Below are 18,834 nucleotides of genomic sequence, written 5' to 3'. Positions count from 1 at the left end.
GGGGCTGATTATAAGGCTGATCTTGCGACGAAGCGAGAGTCTCAGAAAAATTTGAGGAGCGATACGGAACCAGCATCCTAACGGTAGACCAATAAAATGGCTGTTGAGGAGCCTATTCATGAAACTGGTGAAATGTATATGTGTATTGGCTGGCGCGATGCTGAGCTACAGTGCGATGGCACAGGCCCCCGACGCGGCTCGGGCAACCCCGCCAAAGAACGAGGTCTTTCACGATACGGTGACCGATTATCTGCACCATGCCGCATCTACGATCCAGAGGTTTACCTTCGATACGTTTACTCCTCTTGACATGGTTGGGCATTACAACTTTTATAATTTCAATTCGCCGGGGTATAGCTGGGGCAATTCAGGCGGCTGGTCTGTGCAGCATGGAACGGTAGAAGAAGGGACCTTCAATACGCGCGGCATCGGCCAAATGTCTGTTTCCAATTCGGTGAAACACGCGACCGGCGATTTTGCTGCGCAGTATATTTACGCCTACACCGATGGAGGCGTGACAGCGCAGTCCGACGAGGGCTTTACGCTGGATACCCGCGAGGGCGGCGAGACCGACCGATGGTTTCATGGAAAAGTCGCGGCGGGAGCTACGCCTGGAACAACGCTGCTGCCTGTGAGCTCTGTCGACGGCCCGCAATCGCAGCCGACGACCACGGACGGCGCCTACATGCTGGATCTGTCCAAGGGAACGATCTCCGGTATTGTGACAGGGCCGGAGACGTTGGTTGAGGGAACATCGGTCCACATCATGCCTATCTCCGTTAAGCTTCCTCCTTCAACGGGGATCGGGATCGTGGACACAGTGATACCAATCATCAAGTCGGCAGATACGCTTGAGACGATTACGCTAACGAACGTGCGGCTGCTTCGCGGCTCTTTTGTGACAGGCAAAGCCTGTCTGGCAGGCGGATGGTATCCGGAACAGGTATTGGTTACAAAGGTAGGCGCGGCAGGGAAGGGTCTGCAGGACGTCACGATCATCCACAAAAATCCTAATGGGAAAGACCCAAACGATCCTACCTCACTGTGGCAGGGAGGAATGTGCGGCCAATATCTGAGCCTTGACCGCAACCTGGCGCGAGATGGGTTTCGTACCAGCTATGAGGTGGTGGGAGCTACGGATTCGAGCCATCTGGCCTATATATGGAACATCAGGGGCGTTACGAAGACATCTCGGCTGAACGTGTATCGAGCTCCCGTGATCCTCAAGAACTTGTCGAGATCGAACGGCATTGTGACGGCAAGCTTTGGCTATGCGAACCAGCCTTATATTTTCAACCATGCTGCCGATGTGGTGATCGCGGATGCAAGCGATCCGTCTTTCAATGGAACTGTTCATCAGCCAAGCTACGACGACGACCTCAACCACACGCTGAAGTGGTCACAGGCAGGCCCCGATGCAACGAGCCAGTCTGCCACCATTGATCTTCCGCCTGCTTTCTACAGCTTTCATCTTTATCCGGGAGCGGAAGTTCTTGCACCGCAAACGGCAGGAGGCGTTCCGCTCGAGCCCAACTCGGTGGAATGGGCCGCCGGAGATGTGATTGAGAACCCTCATAATCCTTCTTTCGCCATGTACGGGAGGATGACGCAACTGGCTCAAAATACGCTCACCAATGGCTCCAATTCGTCCGGGGACATCTGGGGATTTCGTGGTTCGGGCGTGAGCGAAAATTACTTTCCCTCGACATGGAAAAATATGAACCCATGCTCGCTTTACGAGGGTTGCGGAGGAACATTGGAGCCTATCCGATGGAATACCTATCTAGGGCCTTATCGCGAACTCGTAGATCTGAGGACGGCTCCGATGAATAACGGGACGTTGATTTCAATTGGATGTGACTCAAGAGGATGCGACCATAAGGCCCCTTACCGATTGTTCCAGTTACAGAATGGTGCGATGCAATACGATCCTGCGGACGGAAACTTTACTGTGCCGAAGATGTCTGCCAACCTGTTTGCGGGACGCCTGGATGGTCCGCTGACGACGACGCAGATTGATCTACAGGACCCTAAATCGCCGGGCCAGGTGCTAACAATCACGAACTCGCATGGCCAGGTCATCATCAATTCTCATACTTCGGGAGACGTACACGGAGCGGCTAATTCAAATTCTTTGCTTGCAGGCAAGCCACTCGATAAGGATGATCCTTCCGCTTCATCAGTGCCTGCTACTGTCATGTCTGAATCTGGCAATCGTGGAATCAGTGCGGCATGTGCCAGGGGATATCTCTGTACCTCCAATCGCGGACGGATTACGCTTGCCGCAGCGACACCCGCGCCTGCGGGAATCGTTGCAAGCGTGAAGATTCCGTTGGCTGCCGGGACTATCTGTACCGCTACGCAGAATGGTGGCTCGGCTTTCTTTGGTATTGGAAGCGGAGATGAGAGCGCGAAAGGCTTCGACATTACGGCCGGCGTGGTTTGGCATGGAATGATTACTGTCGACTATAGCTGCCGCTAAGTCAGAAAATTTCCATTATGGGAATCGCGAGAGCTTTTCTGGTTACGTTTGATCTATCGCGTCATTACAAATAGAAAGATATTGAGGAAGTTACTTCTTAGTTTGTGCTCATAATTAATGGAACCTGAACTATCCTGAATGCGTAGGAAGTTGTAGGGAACCATAACAATGAAAAAGGTATTTCGCCCTACCCCGAAGCTAAGTGATGTTGCCCGCTTGGCCGGGGTAGGCAATGCAACCGTTTCAAGAGTTCTAAATGGTCACATCCATGTCAGCGAAGAGACGAGCCGGCGCGTCAAGCAAGCGATCAGCGATCTGAGTTACAGCCCCAATCGAATAGCTCGAAGCCTTAAAGGCGCCACCTCCGGCATGATAGGAATGATCGTTCCCAGCATCTCGGACATGTTTTTCTCCCAATGCGCCGAAGCGGTTGAGATTGTTGCGCGAAAGTATGGCTCTCTTCTCATTGTGATGGCCTCGCACGATAATCCGCTCATTGAGTTTGAGAACCTGCAGCAACTCCTTCTTCACCGGATTGACGGGTTGATCCTGTCGTCGGCACAGTCCCAAAATACGAAATTGTATAAGGAGCTAAGGGCGATAACGGTCCCGGTGGTCGGCCTGGATCGCCCTCTTCAGGAAGCAAACATTCCGTCAGTGATCAGTGAAAACCTTGAGGGTGCAAAGGCTGGGACAGCCCATCTGCTGTCCCATGGTTATGACAAGGTCCTTTGTATTCATATTAAGCCGGAGCTATATCCCATTCGGGAGCGACTGCATGGATATACCCAGGCGATGAACGAGGCTGGGCTTCAACCACTTCTCCATAAGGTAGAAAGCGCGGAGGATGCAAAGACCTGTCTGAAGAAACATCTCGGTTCAGCAGGCGAGAGAATTGCGGTCTTTGCGGCAAATAACCTCGCAGCTCGATTCACCTGGGAGGCAATCCGTGCATTGCATCTCGCGATTCCCAGCCAGGTAGCAATGCTTTGCTTCGACGATTTCGATCTCGCCGATAGCCTTACTCCGCCTATGAGCGTCGTGCAGCAGACCATAGACGACCTGGGCCGCACTGCTGCCGAACTTCTCTTCCGCAGGATGCGGGATGACAGTGCAGAAGCCGTTTCGACGGTGGTTGGCGATCCAATACGTTTTTCAACGCAGCTTATTATTCGAGAATCCTGTGGCTGCCACTCGACTACGATGTGACAGGCGTGGCCGACAACGAGCGCCGCAGCGTCTTACTGGTTGGCTCGAATGACATCGGCGGCATGATTTTCTTCATTGGAGTGCTCCGCCTGCAACAACTGCTTGAATTTTGCATCGGCTTCAGCGGCATGAGCGGAATCGCCGAGCGCCTTATAGGCTTTCGCCAAGAGGATCTGAATAGAGGGTTCGTCAGGGACGCTTTTTTCAGCAGTGAGTAACTCAGGCAGCGAATCAGCGGGCCTGCCTAGCCGCAACAATATCTTCGCTCTCTCAACACGCGCCTGGGCGAGGGAAGGGCACGTCGCAAGAGCAGCATCTACCTGCTTCAATGCATCGGCGGGTGAGGTGTTCAATTCGTCGAGAGAGTTTGCCAGCTTCCAATGAGCAAGGCAGTTATTCGGGTCATGCTGAAGAATTGCCGCGAAGCTATCTCGTGCTTCTGTCCACTCGCCTCCGCTCCAATACGCATTCGCGAGATGTTCCATCGCTCCTGCATCGGTGGGTGCAACTTCGAGGGCCTTCTTATATTCGGCGATAGCACCGGGGGTGTTCTTCATGCTCTCCATGATCTCGCCGGAGAGCTCGTGCGCTAGAGGCGAATCAGGGTCAATGGCATGGACGCGCTCGAAGGCCTGCTGAGAGAGTTGTAACTGCAACTTGCCAAGCAGGTACCAGGCCTCCTGATCTTTGGGGTCGTTGCCGATAAGGTGCCGAAGCTGTTGGACAGCCTCATCGAGATTGTTCTGCGCTACCAAGGCGTGGACCAGGGTAATTCCAGCAAAACGATCGTCGGGCATAGCGTTGAGTGCGGCTTCAAGGGACAGTATGGCTTTATCGAACGAGCCCGTTTGATAGTAACTTGCTCCAAGAATAATTTCAGCAGGATGCATGGAAGGATCTACTCGTAGCCCGTGCACGAGAACAGGAATTGCATCGGTGTAGCGTCCCATGTTGTAGTAGAGCCGCCCTAGATTGTTGTACGCCGCGCCTAGTTTTGGATCGAGGCGGAGGATCTTCAGATAATCCGCGACAGCGCCGGCATTATCGTCAGCAGCCTGTGCCGTTCGCGCATGTTGATAGAGGGCCTGCACCTCGGGCGACACGGTTTGCTGCGCTCTTAGGAGAGCGGTTCCGCCGATAGCGAGACTACAAAATAAGAGGAGCGCAGCGGTGGATTTCATAGAGGCTTCAGTATAAGTGGGTTCGAAGGCAAAAGAAACCGGACCGCGATGATCTCGCGGTCCGGTGGGTTGAGGCAGGGAACAGGATTCTTAGAAGGTAATTCTTCCGCTAAGTTGTCCTTGCCGCGCATTGTTCTGCTGACCGGATGGGACCAATCCATAGTTCGATGTGTTGTCGATGTTAGAGTTTGGATTCTCGAAGTAGGTTCGGTTCAAGACGTTGAAGTAGTCCATCTGGAGAATGAAGGTAACCTTGTCTCCAATTGCAAACTTCTTCCGCGCATTGATGTCCTCGTCGTAGTTGCCGGGGTTTCTCAGTTCGCTATAGTTGCGAACAGCATCTCCCAGGGTGTAACTCTGACTGGTGCTGACAAACGAGCCGGTTGAGAATGTTTTCTGTACGCTCTGACCATTGGCAAAAGTCAGATTGCTATAGCCATTGGTCTTACGCGCTACGCTCTTCACTTCGTTAGGACGATTGAAGCAACCAGAGCATCCGAGAGGGTTGTCGTTCTCAGATACACCGAAAGGTGTTCCGCTTTGATAAGACAGAATGAAGCCGACCTGGAGGCCACCGAGAAGCCGCCCGGTAACTCCCTTGTTATTGACAAACGATTTACCGGGCCCGATGGGTAACTCATAGGTTCCGGTAATTTTGGCATTGTTACGAATATCGCTCTGGTCAACCGTCCACTCTGCCTTCTGGTTGAACTTGTTCTCCGGCAGGGCAGCGAAGGTTGTAAAGCCGCTATCGACATTCGCCATCAACTTCGCCAGCGTATAGGAGGTAAGGAACGCGAGACCATTCGAGAAGCGTTTTTCAAGACTGGCCTGCATCCCGCTGTAGTTCGCCGCTCCGCTCAGATCGTAGTTGTTATAAACATTCGAGTACTGAGGGAAGGGCGAGAGAGTATGAGCAACCGTAGCTGATCCGCCAAGATCGCTGGCGTAGTTTGCATAAGGAGCCTGGATACCTGCCGCTACAGCAATAGGATCGTTGATGTTTGCGGTCAGAAGCGGTCCCCCCAGAGCGAGGATAGACGGATTAGGTTGGCTGATGGGATTAAGTTGACCGTTCAGATGGATAGCACGGTTTCCAATATAGGCCACATTCAAGAACGTGTTCCACGGCAACTGGTGCTGAACGTTGATGTTCCACTGTTGGATGTATGGCGCCAGACCGTCCTTCTTTGGATCAAAGGCGCGAATCGTGGTTCCAATTCCAAGCGCCGGATTCAGCACGCCGTTAGCTGGTGCCGGGATGGGATTACCATCCCACTCGCCATAGCCGGGTGTGTTGGTGCCGGTGCTGTTGCGGTTGTAAGAGCCTTGCAGCAGGTTGCCATAGCTGACGGCGACCTTGCTGGTACCGTACTCATAAGCACCACCATCCAGGAACGCCAGACTGTAACCGCCTTGGATGACCGTCTTGTCGTTGATCATGTAAGCGAAGCCCAGGCGCGGACCAAAGTGCTTGTAGTGGATATCAGCATGGGTGACACCGGAGCAACCGGTGCAGGAGCCAAACTGCGTTGCTTCGCCAAGCAGGTTTCCGGCTGCTGGGTTCTGCTTGGTCGGATCGAGATAGACGATCTGGTTCTTGTTTTCAGTGAACGGCCGCATGATGTCCCAGCGGAGTCCGACGTTGACCGTCAACTTCGGCGTGACCTTGATGTCGTCCTGGATGTAAGGCGAGAGAGACAGATTGCGCAGCTTCAACTCGTTGGCGAAGATGCGCTGAGTGCTGTCGACCTGACCCAGAAGGAAGCTGGCAAACGAGCTTCCGGTAGTGGCGAATGCGGTGGTTCCAGCCGGTGCTGCGGTTGTATTGTGGCTGAAGTTGATCTGCGCCGCGCAGGCCTGGCACTCATTGTCGTCCTGGTAGGTGCGGCGGAACTCTCCACCGATGTTGAAGGTATTACGGCCCTTGGACCAGAGCCAGTTGTTCACAACCGCAATGCCCAACTTGCGGTTGATCGACTGAACCCAGCCACTTGAGGTTCCATAGTTTGTTGGCTGATATTGGCCATCGAAAGTGATGTTAGGAAATACATCGCTGATGGGACTGGCCGTGACACCGGAGAAGGCAACGCCACGCTTCACGTTGAACTGGTTGCCGATTTCGCCGATCCAGCCAATGCCTGCTGTAGCTACAAGGTGAGGCGTAACAGCGTTGGTGTAATTGAGCAGGAAGACAGTGCCAAGCGCAGGGTTATTTTTGGCGCTCTGTAGTTCGTTTGTCACCGGAACAATGGGGTCATTGTCGAAGCCGGTACTGTCGTACGAGTTACGCCACTGAGCATAGTGAAGTGACTGAGTTGGCGTCAGGTTGTGGTCGATGACGAATCCCCAAACGTGCGCTACATCGGGAAACGCGTTGGGAGTAGCCGTCTTGTTGCTGGAGAGGCCAGGCCGATCCGGATCGGGAATGGATGGCAAGATAGCGGTAGAGAGAGAGCTGAAGCGCACTTGAGGAATTTTGTTGTTGGGAAAAGGAGCATGGGTAAGCGGATCATAGATTGGAATTACTGCGCCGGTGCCGTCAACGAAGTCCGAGAAGTCGCCTGTCTTCTCCAAAGCTGTTGGGACGCTTCCAATGCTGTTGTTGGATACCGCCGTTTTTCCGAAATCAAGCGAGAAGTGGAAGAAGGTGCGGTCTTTGCCGTTGTAGAGATGAGGAATGACGACCGGGCCTGCAATCGTGAAGCCGTAGTTGTTCTCGCGGCTGATGGGAGTGGTGTTATTGAAGTAACCCTTGGCGTCGAAGAACTCGTTACGGTTGATGTAGAAGGCGTTGCCATGGAAGGCGTTCGTTCCAGAAGCCATCTGATAGGTCATCGCGCCCTGGGCCAGGCCATACTGTGCGGAGAAGGTGGAACGCTCAACGCGAGCCTGGTTCACCATGTCGAACGGAGGATTGAAGCCGGTCTGATAGCCTTCGGTCTCCGGCTGGGGGGCGGGAATGCCGTTGAAGACGATCTCGCTCTGGAAGTCCACGCCACCGTTGATGCGTTTCGAGAAGGTGCTGCCCTGGACACCAGGTGCGAGAAAGGCGACGCTGTCAATCTGCCGTCCGCGGCCAGAACTGACCTCAAAGGGAAGGGCCTGCACGACCTCAGGTTCAATCGTGGTTCCAAGTTCAGGCTGTGTCGTGTTCAACGCGATGAGCGGCGAGGTCACCTCGATGACCGTATCGGAGCTGCCCGCATTAAGCGTCACATCGATCGTTGCTTCGGTGCTGACCTCAACGTTGACGTTGTTTTTGATTTCCTTGCTGAAGCCGGTGGCGGTCACGGTAATCGTGTAGCGACCGGGAAGCAGGCCCCTGGTCGAGTAAGTTCCAGACGAACCGGTGGTGGTCTTTGCAGTCTGGCCTGTGCCGATGTTGGTCACGGTGACCGCAGCGCCCGGGATAATTGCACCGCTGCTGTCGGTTACGGTACCGGTTACGCCGCTCGATGCCTGTCCGAGCCCTGGCTGCGTCGCCGCAAGCAAGAGACAAAAGGTAAAGAAGATTCCGGAGAGGGCAAGCCGTAAAGGTTTGCTCAAGAAGGAGTTACCGCTCGAGTGCCGGATAACGGTGAGTTGGTGCATTGTGCTGCCTCCAAAAAAGGTGAAAAAAACTGAGATCTGTTTGCGATTTCGAATTTCAGCGCTAAAGAACTGGAAACGATTCCAGTCGAGCCAATTTATCTTTGTGAAAGACAAATGTCAATCAAAAGTTTGAAATTAATATCAACCGATGATTTAAATTTTGAAAGATGTTGCTGAAATAATTTCTGGGAAGAGCACCTTATCGCTAGGGAACTCCTACTTCTGGAGGCGGGCGCGAGAGGTTCTCACTGGAATAGCCGGGAATCTTGTTCTCGCGCCCTGCGGCCAGTCTGCCTAACTTAGCCCCAGCTTGCGCATATAGTTTGCATCGACCTTCAGGGATTCCATGGGGGGCATGTCAAATCCCTCTTGCTCTACGAAGCAATGTTTTACGTGCCCGGTCTTAGCGGCTGCCTGCAGGATAGGGCGGTAATCGATACTGCCCTGGCCCAATTCTGCAATCACCGGCCGGTTTGTATTGGAGAAGGGGACCGCAGACTTCTTGAAGTCCTTCACATGCAGCATGGAGATGCGTGTGGGATATTTGCGAAGGCATGCAATGGGATCGCCGCCACCGACGATGACCCATCCGCAGTCCATCTCCATCGTAACTTTGGATGGGTCAGTCCTGCTTACCAGAACATCGAAGGGGACAACTCCATCGATCTTATGAAACTCCGCGATGTGGTTGTGATAGCCGAACTTGAGGCCAGCGGCGGTTACCTTTTCTCCGAACTTATTGAACTCATCCGCATTCCAGCGCCAGTCATCCAAAGTGAGTTCGTTGCCCTTGCTGCGTGACGGATCTTTTGGCGTAGGGGAAGAGCAGATAATGTACTTGACGCCCAACTCCTTGTTGAATGCGAGAATTTCGTCGAACTGCTTGTGCAGGTCGCCCGAGGGATGATGCGAACTCACCAGATTCAACCCTGAATCGTGCAGCGCCTGTTTAACTTCAGCAACGCTGTGGTTGAAGTAGCCAGCCGCTTCGACCTCGCGATAGCCCAGCGCTGCAATCTGCTTCAGCGTGCCGGCATAATCTGTTGGCAGTTGCTCTCGTACGGAGTAAAGCTGAAGCCCAAGGGGCAACCGCAGGGTCTGCGCATAGAGCTCGCTGCCGTGAAGCAGTGCAGAACCGCCGATCAGTGCAGCCGAGCTGGTTTTGATGAACTCTCTTCGTGAGTGCTTCAAGTGATGACCTCTTTCTGTAAATCTCAATACGGTTGTTAAAGGAAAGGGCGATATTAAACATTTCCCTGACGCATCTGTTCGGCCAAATGCTCGGAAGCTCGCATCGCAAGCGCCACAATCGTCATGGTTGGATTCTGCCATCCTGAGCTGACAAAACTGGCGCCATCGACAACGACAAGATTTTTAATATCGTGGCTCTGGCTCCATTTATTCAGCACGCTGGTCTTCGGGTCATCGCCCATGCGGCAGGTGCCTAATTCGTGGATGCTGTAGCCGGGAGGATTGGGATCGTAGTTTTTGGAGAGGACTTCGAAGCCAGCGGCCTCGGCCAAGGCAATGCTGGTATCGACTGCATCGCGTGCCATGTTGAACTCGTTGTCCCCGTACTTCGTCTCGATATGGAGGGCCGGAATGTCCCATGCATCGACGACATTCTTGTCGATGCTCACATGGTTTTCATGGCGTGCCAGCACCTCTCCCATAATTCCGGCGCCGAATCCGCTGCCGCTATAGCTATCAAGCTTCTTTTGCAGGTCTTCCCCATAGGCGGCAAAGTTTCGCGGATCCATGGCCCCCATGCTGCTATAGACATTCAAGGCATAGCCGCGGATAAAGCTCTTTTCCTTGGTATTGATGTTGCGGAAGCGAGGGATCAGGGCGCTGCCGCCCATAAGCTCTCGCGTCGATTTACCGTCGCGTGCCTCGGGTACCGAACAGGTGATGCCAGCTCCATAGATCTGATCGATTAGATAGTGGCCCATCACCCCGCTGGAATTTGCGAGCTTCGAGTTCAGGAGCAAGCGTGTGCTCTCCAGCGTTCCCGCTGCCAATACGACGACCCTCGCCTTGACCGACATCTCCCGCCGCGAAAGGCGATCGACAAAGTGAACTTCGTTAATGAGGCCGGTATTCTTGTCCACGCGCAGCTCGCGAACCACGACATTCGGTATCGCTCGCAGCTTGCCGGTAGCAAATGCATCGGGCAGCAGCAGGTTGACGGAACTAGCCAGCCCGTCCACTCCCAGGGAGCTGCGCGCCTTGCAGACTTGAACACCCTTCTGCTTTCCCGCATTGACAAACCGTTGCATGCAGCCAGTCCAGGGCGAATTATCGGGAACGAAATTTCCATCCGGATATTGCGGTATGCCGTAGGCGCGGCCCTGCACGCGAAAGATAGTCTCGACCCGCGAGTAATAGGGAGCTACATCGGCCAGGCTGATCGGCCAGTCATCGCCATAGCCGTCATGTGATTTTCCCTTGAACTCATAGTCGCTGAGCCGGAACGATTGCCGCGACCAGAAAAGCGAGCGTCCCCCGAACAACCGCACGCGCACCCAGTTATAAGGATGCTGTGCATCATAGGTGTAGGGAACCTCCTGCTCGTCTACCCAGGTGTTCGCATTGAACTCGTTCGATTGAAAGACATGCTGCAGCCGGCCCGGCTGGCTGAATCCGCGATAAGGCAAAGCGTAGGCAGGCTTCGGCTCCGTATCCTTATGGGCATCGGCCACCGGCCCCGCGTTAAGCATCAGGCACGAAATGCCCTTTTCTGTCAGAATTTTTGCGGCCATTCCGCCGGAGTGGCCCGATCCAATGATGAGTACGTCAACTATTTCTTCAGCCATGATCTCTCAGTTTCCCCATAGAGCGTGTTGCGAATATCCAGTTGCGCAAGTCGCCCATGCAGGCAACTCACGAAAAGCGTGCAAGCCGAACCACCAGCTTTCAACCTGCACTAGCAATGTTCTTTGTTGGCAACAGGATCGCTCGTCGCTCCAGAACCTTTTCTGTGGATGTCGGGATCGATCGGATGCCAATAAAGCCCCATGCCTTCGTTTCGTTGACCGGTCGCGTTCGCCGCTTTGCTCCAGGCCTGCGAGTTAATGGTTGCCGTGCGGATGTCGCTATGGGCCACATTGATGAAATGAGCGTATGGCTCGGTTGGAGGATGGTCGTTCATCCACGTCTTCATCCAGGGCTGAAGCAGTTGGTCTGCCTGGGACTTTTTCACTTCGGTAAACGGCACGCCGAAGTGCTGCTTCGCCTCGGCGTCCAGCCGATCCAAACCGGATTGATACATCTGCTGACGGTCCGCCGGAGAAACGCCAATCAGGAAATCGAGGAACTCCGGTGCGCCTGCGTCAGCGGCTCCGGGATAGCCTTTGAGCGGAGGCAACAGGATTTCGCTCAATCGACGCAGCGTCGACAATTGCTGCTGACTAAAGAAGTTGGCATTCGTCTGCGCCACCGCATCGGGAACAAGAGGCGTTATCGGGAGAGGCTTTACCTCCATCAGTCCGCGCATCCACGGCACAGGGCCGGGGGCTTTCGGCACCGCGGGCTGTATGGAAGGAGCTACGGGAGCTGCCGCCTGTTGTCCCAACGCCGTCTTGGCTGTTGCCGATACCGCTACCAAAGCTTTGACAAAATCTCGCCGTCGTAAAGTTGTAATCGCTCTCCTCCTGGTGAAACATATCGAGTCACTGGGCAAATTACGGCAGGGTGCAGCTAAAGGTTTCAAATCAAAGAAATCGATATTTGGGGAACAGTCCGATGCCTGAATGCCACCCGGTTGAAAAGCTTAAGAGTCTCAGCCGTGAATTGCAAGCTGCGCTCACGGAACGCCGATTGAAAAGATACAGACAGCGAACTAATCGTGATTGAAAATGATCTGCAGAAGTGGCGGCGAAGCAACTCTGCTACGAGTTTGGTATACCGTGTCATGGGCAAAAGACAACGGGCTGCCCATGGCGCTCCGCAAAATAGTTTGGATTGGGAGAAAATGATCAGAAAAATAGATACGAGCCGTAGAGCATTTCTCTCAGGAACGGCGCTGTCGTGTGGCCAGGTCTTTGCGACAAAGGCATTTGGCGCCTTCAGAAATGCGAGCGACCTGCCTTCCCATCCCATTCGCATTGCGATCGATGCGACTCGCACCATGGGAGCGATCCCGGCGAGTTTTACCGGCCTCGGCTTCGAGATCTCTTCCGTTGCGACGGATAACCTGTTGTCTTCGGCCAATCACACCTATGTACAGCTTGTCCGCAGCCTCGGAAAGCGGGGCGTGATTCGCATCGGAGGGAACACGTCGGACTACTCTGCCTTTGAACCACAAGGCAAGCTGCTCTCGACTCCCAAGGGAACCGTCATCAACCAGGACAGCCTCCGGCAGTTGGGAAGTTTTCTGGACGCTACTGGCTGGCAGCTCATCTGGGGGCTTAATCTCGGAGGCGGCACGCAGCAGAACGCGATTGACGAAGCCAGAGCAGTCGTGAAAATAGCGAAAGACAAACTTCTCGCCTTTGAGATAGGCAACGAGCCCGACCTCTTCAAGCATGAGGGACACAGGCCGCATGGCTACAGCTACGAAAGCTATCTCGAAGAGTACCGGCGCTTCAAATCTGCCATCCGTGCCGCGTTGCCCGGAGTTCCACTCGCCGGTCCCGATGCCGCACTGGAGAACGACTGGGTACAGCGCTTCGCCAAAGACGAAGGCAAAGATCTCAAGCTGCTGACGCACCATTACTATCGCGGCGGCGCAGGCAATCCTGCCAGCACTCTCGATCAGCTCCTGCAGCGCGATCCTAAGCTAATCTCGCTGCTTCAATCGTTGAACGATATTTCAGAGCAAGCGCATCTTCCATTCCGCATCTGCGAGACAAATTCTTTCTCCGGCGGCGGCAAGCCCGGTGTCAGCAATACCTTCGGCTCCGCGCTCTGGATGTTGGACTACATGCTGACCGTGGCATGGGGCGGGGGCAGCGGAGTCAATATAGAGACGGGCGTAAACCAGTTGGATTTCATCAGCTCCTATTCGCCAATTGACGACGATGGCAAGGGAAATTATTCAGCCGCTCCCGACTACTATGGAATGCTTGCCTTCGCGCACGCCGCCAGGGGGGAGAGACTTGCCCTCGACTACGATCCCGGCCCGATCAACCTGACCGTCTATGCAACCGCGCACGACCAGCATCGCATTGGGATGACCATCATTAATAAAGATGCCTCTCGCGACGCCGAAATAGAGTTCACCTCCAGGCAGCATCTCTCGCGAGCAAACGCTATGCGTCTCGCCGGGCCATCGCTTGAAAGCCGACAGGGAGTCACCTTTGCTGGCTCAACCGTCTCCACTGACGGAACTTGGCGCCTAACTAAGGTCGAATCTGTCCGCCTGCACGAAAATTCAGCCAAAATCCACGTTCCCGCAGCAAGCGCGGTAGTCGTGATCGCAGACAAGGTTTGAAGGGGTTCCAATCCAAAAAATGACGGGATAGATAACGCAAGCCATTTATTATCAATAGAATGACACGCGGATGCGATATTGCGCATCGGGTCATTGCGGCCAAATTATTGATTGTAAAAGTTTTATGGTGAGAGCGCTGGGGCTCGAACCCAGGACCAACGCCTTAAAAGGGCGATGCTCTACCAACTGAGCTACGCTCTCAAACCACTTAACAAAGTTAGCACATTCGAATGCATTCGTTCAGGTGGCAAGCGCTTCGACGGGATGGAACGTGCATGGTGAAGAACTTTAGTAACATTCCTCATCGCCAACGATGCATTGACGTGAAGTTGCGTCCCCGGTAGCCTCAGGTATTACGGTAAGTGCGGAAATCCATTGAGTTCGCTGACAATATGCCGTTACCGAAATGCACACAACGAACAATGATGGATTCTCGGGACAAAGATTTTAACGAAGCTCTGCCGGCGACGAAGACGCCTGAAGATTCCTCAGCGCTGTACTCCTGGGCAAATCTTCATGGAGTCAAGCACCGCGACTTCTCCGCCTTGCACCGCGAATCTCGAAACCCGGTTCGGCATCGCGCCAACGGACAAGAAGAGGAGGAGTCCGTGGCGTTGCCCACCGCTGCGAAGATCGTAAACGCTGCGCTACCGGACGTTCCTCTCTCTCGTCCCTCTCGCGAGACCGACAACGTGTTGCGCGCCGATGGGGTTGAGCGTCGCAAAGGCGTTCGCAAAGCAGAGACAGCCGCAGCGGCGGAAAATATTGCCAGGCAGAAGACGCCCGAGGTTCCTGATCCTGCGCAAAGGCAGGCGGCTCGGGATGCGGAATTCGATCTGCGCCGCCGACAGGCTGCTGTTCCACAAACGCCTCTTCGCCGTACTGAAGATACAACAAATATTCGTAAGATCTATCTCGAACCCGGGTATGTGGCTTCATCGTCCGCGCAGCCCGTTCTTGACGATGAGTTGGCAGGGACAATCTCTGGATTAGGCTCTCCCTACGACGTTTATTCAGAAGAAGATCTCGGCCACGAAATAACATCTTCGGACACGTCATCGGAGGCGTTGCCGATCTCTTCGTCCGCAGTCGAAACTGCCGACTCCTCAGGCCCGGCGTGGCTGTATGCGCCGCCTACCTTGCAGATTCCTGCCAGGCCGCTCGGCGCTGCGTCCAACTCTCCTCCGGCTTCCGTCGCCGAAACGCTGCAGCACTCCCGCGAGCGTGTGGCCTCGCGCTGGTTCGCCCTTAAGGGTGTCTTTGAGCAAACCGAAGATCCGGCAGAGGCCGCATCGCCGCGACAGAAGGAGACACGCACGCCAGTGCTTGCCGTCTACTCTCTCGCGGGCGGAGTCGGCAAGACGAGCCTGGTGGCCACGGTGGGCCGTTCTCTGTCCGCCATGGGCGAAAAGGTGTTGCTCACCGACACCACATCGCATGGGCTTCTTCCGTTCTACTTTGGCACCAATGAGCTTCAACAGGACACGGTCCGCACCTTCTCTCCTCCCAGTGGAAGCACCGACGCTCCGATATACCTCGTCAGTCACGAGATGGAGGAAAAGGGAAGAGAGGAAAGAGCCCAGGAACTCTTCATCGAAGAAGTTGTCGCGAACAGCCAGGGCATGCATCGTATTCTGCTCGACCTGTCGGCGACCTCAAACTGGGTGATTCGCCAGATGGCGCGCATGAATTTGACCGTGCTCATCCCCGTCGCGCCGGACATGAATTCAGTCATCAGCCTGGGCTTTGTCGAAAAGTTTTTTAGCGGCCTTATCGATAGCAATGCACGTCCGCTGCAGCCTTTTTATGTGTTGAATCAGTTCGATCCTTCACTGCCATTGCATCTCGATGTTCGAGAAGTGCTGCGCAGAAAACTAGGAGACCGCCTGCTGCCCTTTGTTATTCATCGCGCTCCTGCGGTCAGCGAAGCGCTTGCCGAGGGCATGACCGTGGTCGACTATGCTCCCGATACACCGATTGCCGAGGACTATATCAACATAGCCACCTGGCTTCGCACGATTGCTGCACCTGCTGCGGCCGGCTTCCGTAATGTTCGCTGGACTGAACGCTGATAGCACCTTGCGTTAGGGCAGACGGCAGACTTTTACCGTCGAATTTGCATAGGGACAGTCGAATCCAGTCTTAGCCTCTTCCTCCAGCACAATCCAATCCACTCCGACAGGCTTCAATGCGGCCATTCTCTGCGCGTCTGATTCGCTATTGATTCGTGATTGAGCTATCTCCCCGATCTCCCATGCGGATGCCAGTTCCGGAGTAACGGAGACCTCTCCTCCATCCTTCGAATAGTCCGGCAATGCGCTTCGCTCGGCGAGGGCGCGAAAGCATTGTGCATCTTCACCCGCACTCGTTATGTAATGTGGGTCGAGAGCAAACAGCGCCGTCTTCGGCGTATTTTGTCTGATCCATACAAACGCCTGCTCCCACTGATTGTCAGGCGCCGTCCATGGCATCTCCAGATGTGCGGAGTTGGGGAAGGTCAGCCGCTCGGAAGAAAACATAATCCCGGACATAAGGATGAGAGCCGCCGCCCACAGCACGAAACGCCGCCGCAAAACCCATTCCGCGAGCGCAGAACCTACGGCCAGAATCATGACAATATAGACAATCTGCATGATTCGCAGCGGTTGCAATCGTGCGACCAGATGGGTTGCCAACTCCTGCCGCGCGAACAGCAGTGCAACAATCGTGGCCACCGAACCGCATATCACCGCCATCCGTGCCAGCGCGACGCTTGCAGAAGTGCTGTCTCGGCGCGATCGAAAGCCAACGACCGCGAGAATCACCAATGGAGCCGCAAGCCCAGCTTTCTCGTACCAGTGCCACGCTCCCAGAAACCAGTAGTAGCGCGTCATCTCTACCCGTATGTAAATGGCGCTCTCAGAGGGAGCCAGCGCTTGTATCGCTGCTGCTACGCCAACGGCAGTCAGGCACAGCGAAACCGTTCCCCAGAGGCGCAGCCACCGCATTGGGGACAACATGCAGCCCAGCACCAGCACGCATCCAAATCCATAGGCAGCCATCAGCGGATGCATGGTTGCCGCACAGGCCAATGAGACACCGCACAACATCAATCCCCGCCATCGGTCCGCTTGCAGTCCTTTTCTGAGAGGAAACGCATCGAGTATGCCGACCAATGCAAGCAGGACGCACGGCGTAGAGATGCTCCTCGCGGTCACGTAGGGGTCCATCAACATCAGCGATGTTCCCGCGATAGGCAATGTGATCCACATGGCCAGCAGCGAGACCGCTCCGACACGCGCTCTTCGCGATTCGTAGCATCTCTCTGCCAGCAGATACGCCGCGAATAAGGCCAGCCAGACCGTTGCGAGATGCAGCAACAGAAGCACGACTGACAGACTCAGATGCGACCGAGAGACGATTGCCGCGACCATTGGAGCGAAAAGTGAAAACCGCAGATGCTCCGTCACAAAGGCAGTGCCATAGGGATACAGCGCGGGATCGAGCAGGCGCTGTATCCCCGCCATATAAAGGCCGCCGTCTTCGGCATAGGGATGGTAACCATGCACCATCAACACCAGCCCCGTCAGCACCGTGACGAGGATGCAGGCAAAATGCAACTCAGATTGTTGGATAAGGCGATGCGAGCGTGAGGAAGGAATTGATACTGTCGCGGTCGTCGACAAGTCTGCCTACCTCCATTTCCTATGCATCGTCTTTGCGGCGCTGAAATTACAGACTAAATAAAATCCTGCTCGTAAAAATTCGAACTATCTTTTAGGACACGAGTGGTTACAGATTGTTGCTTCGTTCGTTGTTCGCATCTCAGATTCCGGGCTTTTAAGAGATTCAGGCGCGAAGCGACGGTACAATAAAGGTGCTTATGCATAAATTACTCGCCTCCTCTGCCGCTACCTTCCCTCGGGTCTTTGTTACCGCATGACTACGCAGCGCGGTGGGCGCAATCTTATAAAAGTTATCCCTGGCCTGCTCGTCAGCGCCTTTTTTCTCTGGTACACCTTCAAAGGAATTTCGTTCTCGCAGATTCGCGCGGTGCGCATGGTGCAGCCTGCCTGGATTCTGGGGGTGCTGGGCTTTACGCTGGTGGGTTACACGCTTCGTTGCGTGCGCTGGACACAGATGATGCGCTTTACTGGCGCGCGCTTCACCGTCTGCGCCCGCGTCCTGATGACTTCGCTCGCCGCCAATAACATTCTTCCGCTGCGTATCGGCGATGTCATGCGCATCTTCACCTATGCCCCTGACCTTGGGGCCTCTCCGTCGGTCATCCTCAGCACCGTCATTCTTGAAAAGCTCCTCGATGTCTTTGTTGTCGGCCTCATCTTCATTGCAACCATGGGGCGCGATCTCCCGGCTAAGATTCGCCACGGTGCTGACATCGCAGTCCTCATCTCCGTCGTCGGCCTTCTCATCTTTATGCTCGTAGCCGCGCACCTTGAGGCGCCGCTGCGCCGCATCTTCGCAAAACTTCCATCGAACAAACTCGTCCAGAAGCTCGAACACTGGCTTCTCCTTGCGGTCGATACGCTCCGCCAGCAGGGAATTGGCGGCAATCTTTTGCTGTTGCTGCAAAGCTGCATCATCTGGTTCTGCGAAGGGATGATCTTCCTCTCCGCCATCCATCTCGTCGGCCTCAGTACCGATGTCCTCGGCCCGTGGGAGGCAGTCTCCTTCGCCAATCTCTCCTACATGCTGCCCAGCTCGCCCGGCGCCATCGGTACGTTTGAGTGGGCCGTGAAATCAGCACTCACCAGCCACGGAGCTCCGCAGGCCCAGGCCGCCGTCTTTGGCCTTGCCATCCACGCCTGGATGCTCGTCTCCATCACCGGAGCGGGCGGGCTGATCTTCCTCCTCCATCGCTTCAAGATTCACAACCACAAGCCCTTGCTGAATGAGATCGAAGATCTCCCAACCGAGCTGCCCTAAGGGGTATC

11 protein-coding genes and 1 tRNA gene are annotated in these 18,834 nt (G+C 54.8%); 5 read left to right on the top strand and 7 right to left on the bottom strand.

What is annotated here, in order from left to right; all coding sequences use genetic code 11:
* The first annotated feature begins 118 nt into the window (after positions 1-118).
* Positions 119-2,482 (top strand): hypothetical protein, encoded by a 2,364-nt coding sequence (locus GSQ81_RS01190; protein ID WP_158908925.1) that lies wholly within the window; start codon positions 119-121, stop codon positions 2,480-2,482.
* A gap of 168 nt (positions 2,483-2,650) precedes the next feature.
* Positions 2,651-3,691: a LacI family DNA-binding transcriptional regulator gene (locus GSQ81_RS01185; RefSeq protein WP_158908924.1), complete on the top strand. Its 1,041-nt coding sequence runs from the start codon at positions 2,651-2,653 to the stop codon at positions 3,689-3,691.
* Positions 3,692-3,723: 32 nt separating this feature from the next.
* Here the strand turns inward: GSQ81_RS01185 and GSQ81_RS01180 are convergent, their stop codons facing one another.
* From GSQ81_RS01180 to GSQ81_RS01160, 5 genes are all read right to left on the bottom strand, one after another.
* On the bottom strand, positions 3,724-4,872 hold the full coding sequence (locus tag GSQ81_RS01180; RefSeq protein ID WP_158908923.1) for a tetratricopeptide repeat protein: 1,149 nt from the start codon (positions 4,870-4,872) through the stop codon (positions 3,724-3,726).
* 90 nt (positions 4,873-4,962) lie between these two features.
* The gene (locus GSQ81_RS01175; protein ID WP_158908922.1) at positions 4,963-8,466 is read right to left on the bottom strand and encodes a carboxypeptidase-like regulatory domain-containing protein; all 3,504 of its coding nucleotides are present in this window, start codon (positions 8,464-8,466) and stop codon (positions 4,963-4,965) included.
* Between the two features lie 294 nt (positions 8,467-8,760).
* Entirely contained in the window at positions 8,761-9,657 is an 897-nt protein-coding gene (locus GSQ81_RS01170; RefSeq protein ID WP_254059921.1) for a sugar phosphate isomerase/epimerase, read from the bottom strand.
* A 53-nt stretch (positions 9,658-9,710) separates the two neighbouring features.
* On the bottom strand, positions 9,711-11,282 hold the full coding sequence (locus GSQ81_RS01165) for a GMC oxidoreductase (RefSeq protein WP_158908920.1): 1,572 nt from the start codon (positions 11,280-11,282) through the stop codon (positions 9,711-9,713).
* A gap of 110 nt (positions 11,283-11,392) precedes the next feature.
* Positions 11,393-12,073: a gluconate 2-dehydrogenase subunit 3 family protein gene (locus GSQ81_RS01160; protein WP_158908919.1), complete on the bottom strand. Its 681-nt coding sequence runs from the start codon at positions 12,071-12,073 to the stop codon at positions 11,393-11,395.
* 366 nt (positions 12,074-12,439) lie between these two features.
* On the opposite strand from GSQ81_RS01160, the gene GSQ81_RS01155 reads away from it, so the two are divergent.
* Positions 12,440-13,900: a glycosyl hydrolase family 79 C-terminal domain-containing protein gene (locus GSQ81_RS01155; protein ID WP_158908918.1), complete on the top strand. Its 1,461-nt coding sequence runs from the start codon at positions 12,440-12,442 to the stop codon at positions 13,898-13,900.
* A 125-nt stretch (positions 13,901-14,025) separates the two neighbouring features.
* Here the strand turns inward: GSQ81_RS01155 and GSQ81_RS01150 are convergent.
* A tRNA-Lys gene (locus GSQ81_RS01150) sits at positions 14,026-14,101 on the bottom strand.
* A gap of 221 nt (positions 14,102-14,322) precedes the next feature.
* On the opposite strand from GSQ81_RS01150, the gene GSQ81_RS01145 reads away from it, so the two are divergent.
* A complete protein-coding gene (locus tag GSQ81_RS01145) occupies positions 14,323-15,972 on the top strand; it encodes a cellulose synthase operon protein YhjQ/BcsQ (protein ID WP_158908917.1) in 1,650 nt (549 codons plus the stop codon).
* Positions 15,973-15,984: 12 nt separating this feature from the next.
* Here the strand turns inward: GSQ81_RS01145 and GSQ81_RS01140 are convergent, their stop codons facing one another.
* Positions 15,985-17,565 carry a hypothetical protein gene (locus GSQ81_RS01140; RefSeq protein WP_158908916.1) on the bottom strand — a complete coding sequence of 527 codons (1,581 nt, stop codon included), beginning with the start codon at positions 17,563-17,565 and terminating at the stop codon, positions 15,985-15,987.
* 253 nt (positions 17,566-17,818) lie between these two features.
* Between GSQ81_RS01140 and GSQ81_RS01135 the strand changes: the two genes are divergently transcribed.
* A complete protein-coding gene (locus tag GSQ81_RS01135; protein ID WP_158908915.1) occupies positions 17,819-18,826 on the top strand; it encodes a lysylphosphatidylglycerol synthase transmembrane domain-containing protein in 1,008 nt (335 codons plus the stop codon).
* Positions 18,827-18,834 lie beyond the last annotated feature (8 nt).

The organism is Granulicella sp. L56, assembly GCF_009765835.1.
GTDB lineage: Bacteria > Acidobacteriota > Terriglobia > Terriglobales > Acidobacteriaceae > Edaphobacter.
The sequence above is the reverse complement of the archived record's forward strand: the minus strand, read 5'-3'. Positions and strand labels throughout refer to the sequence as shown.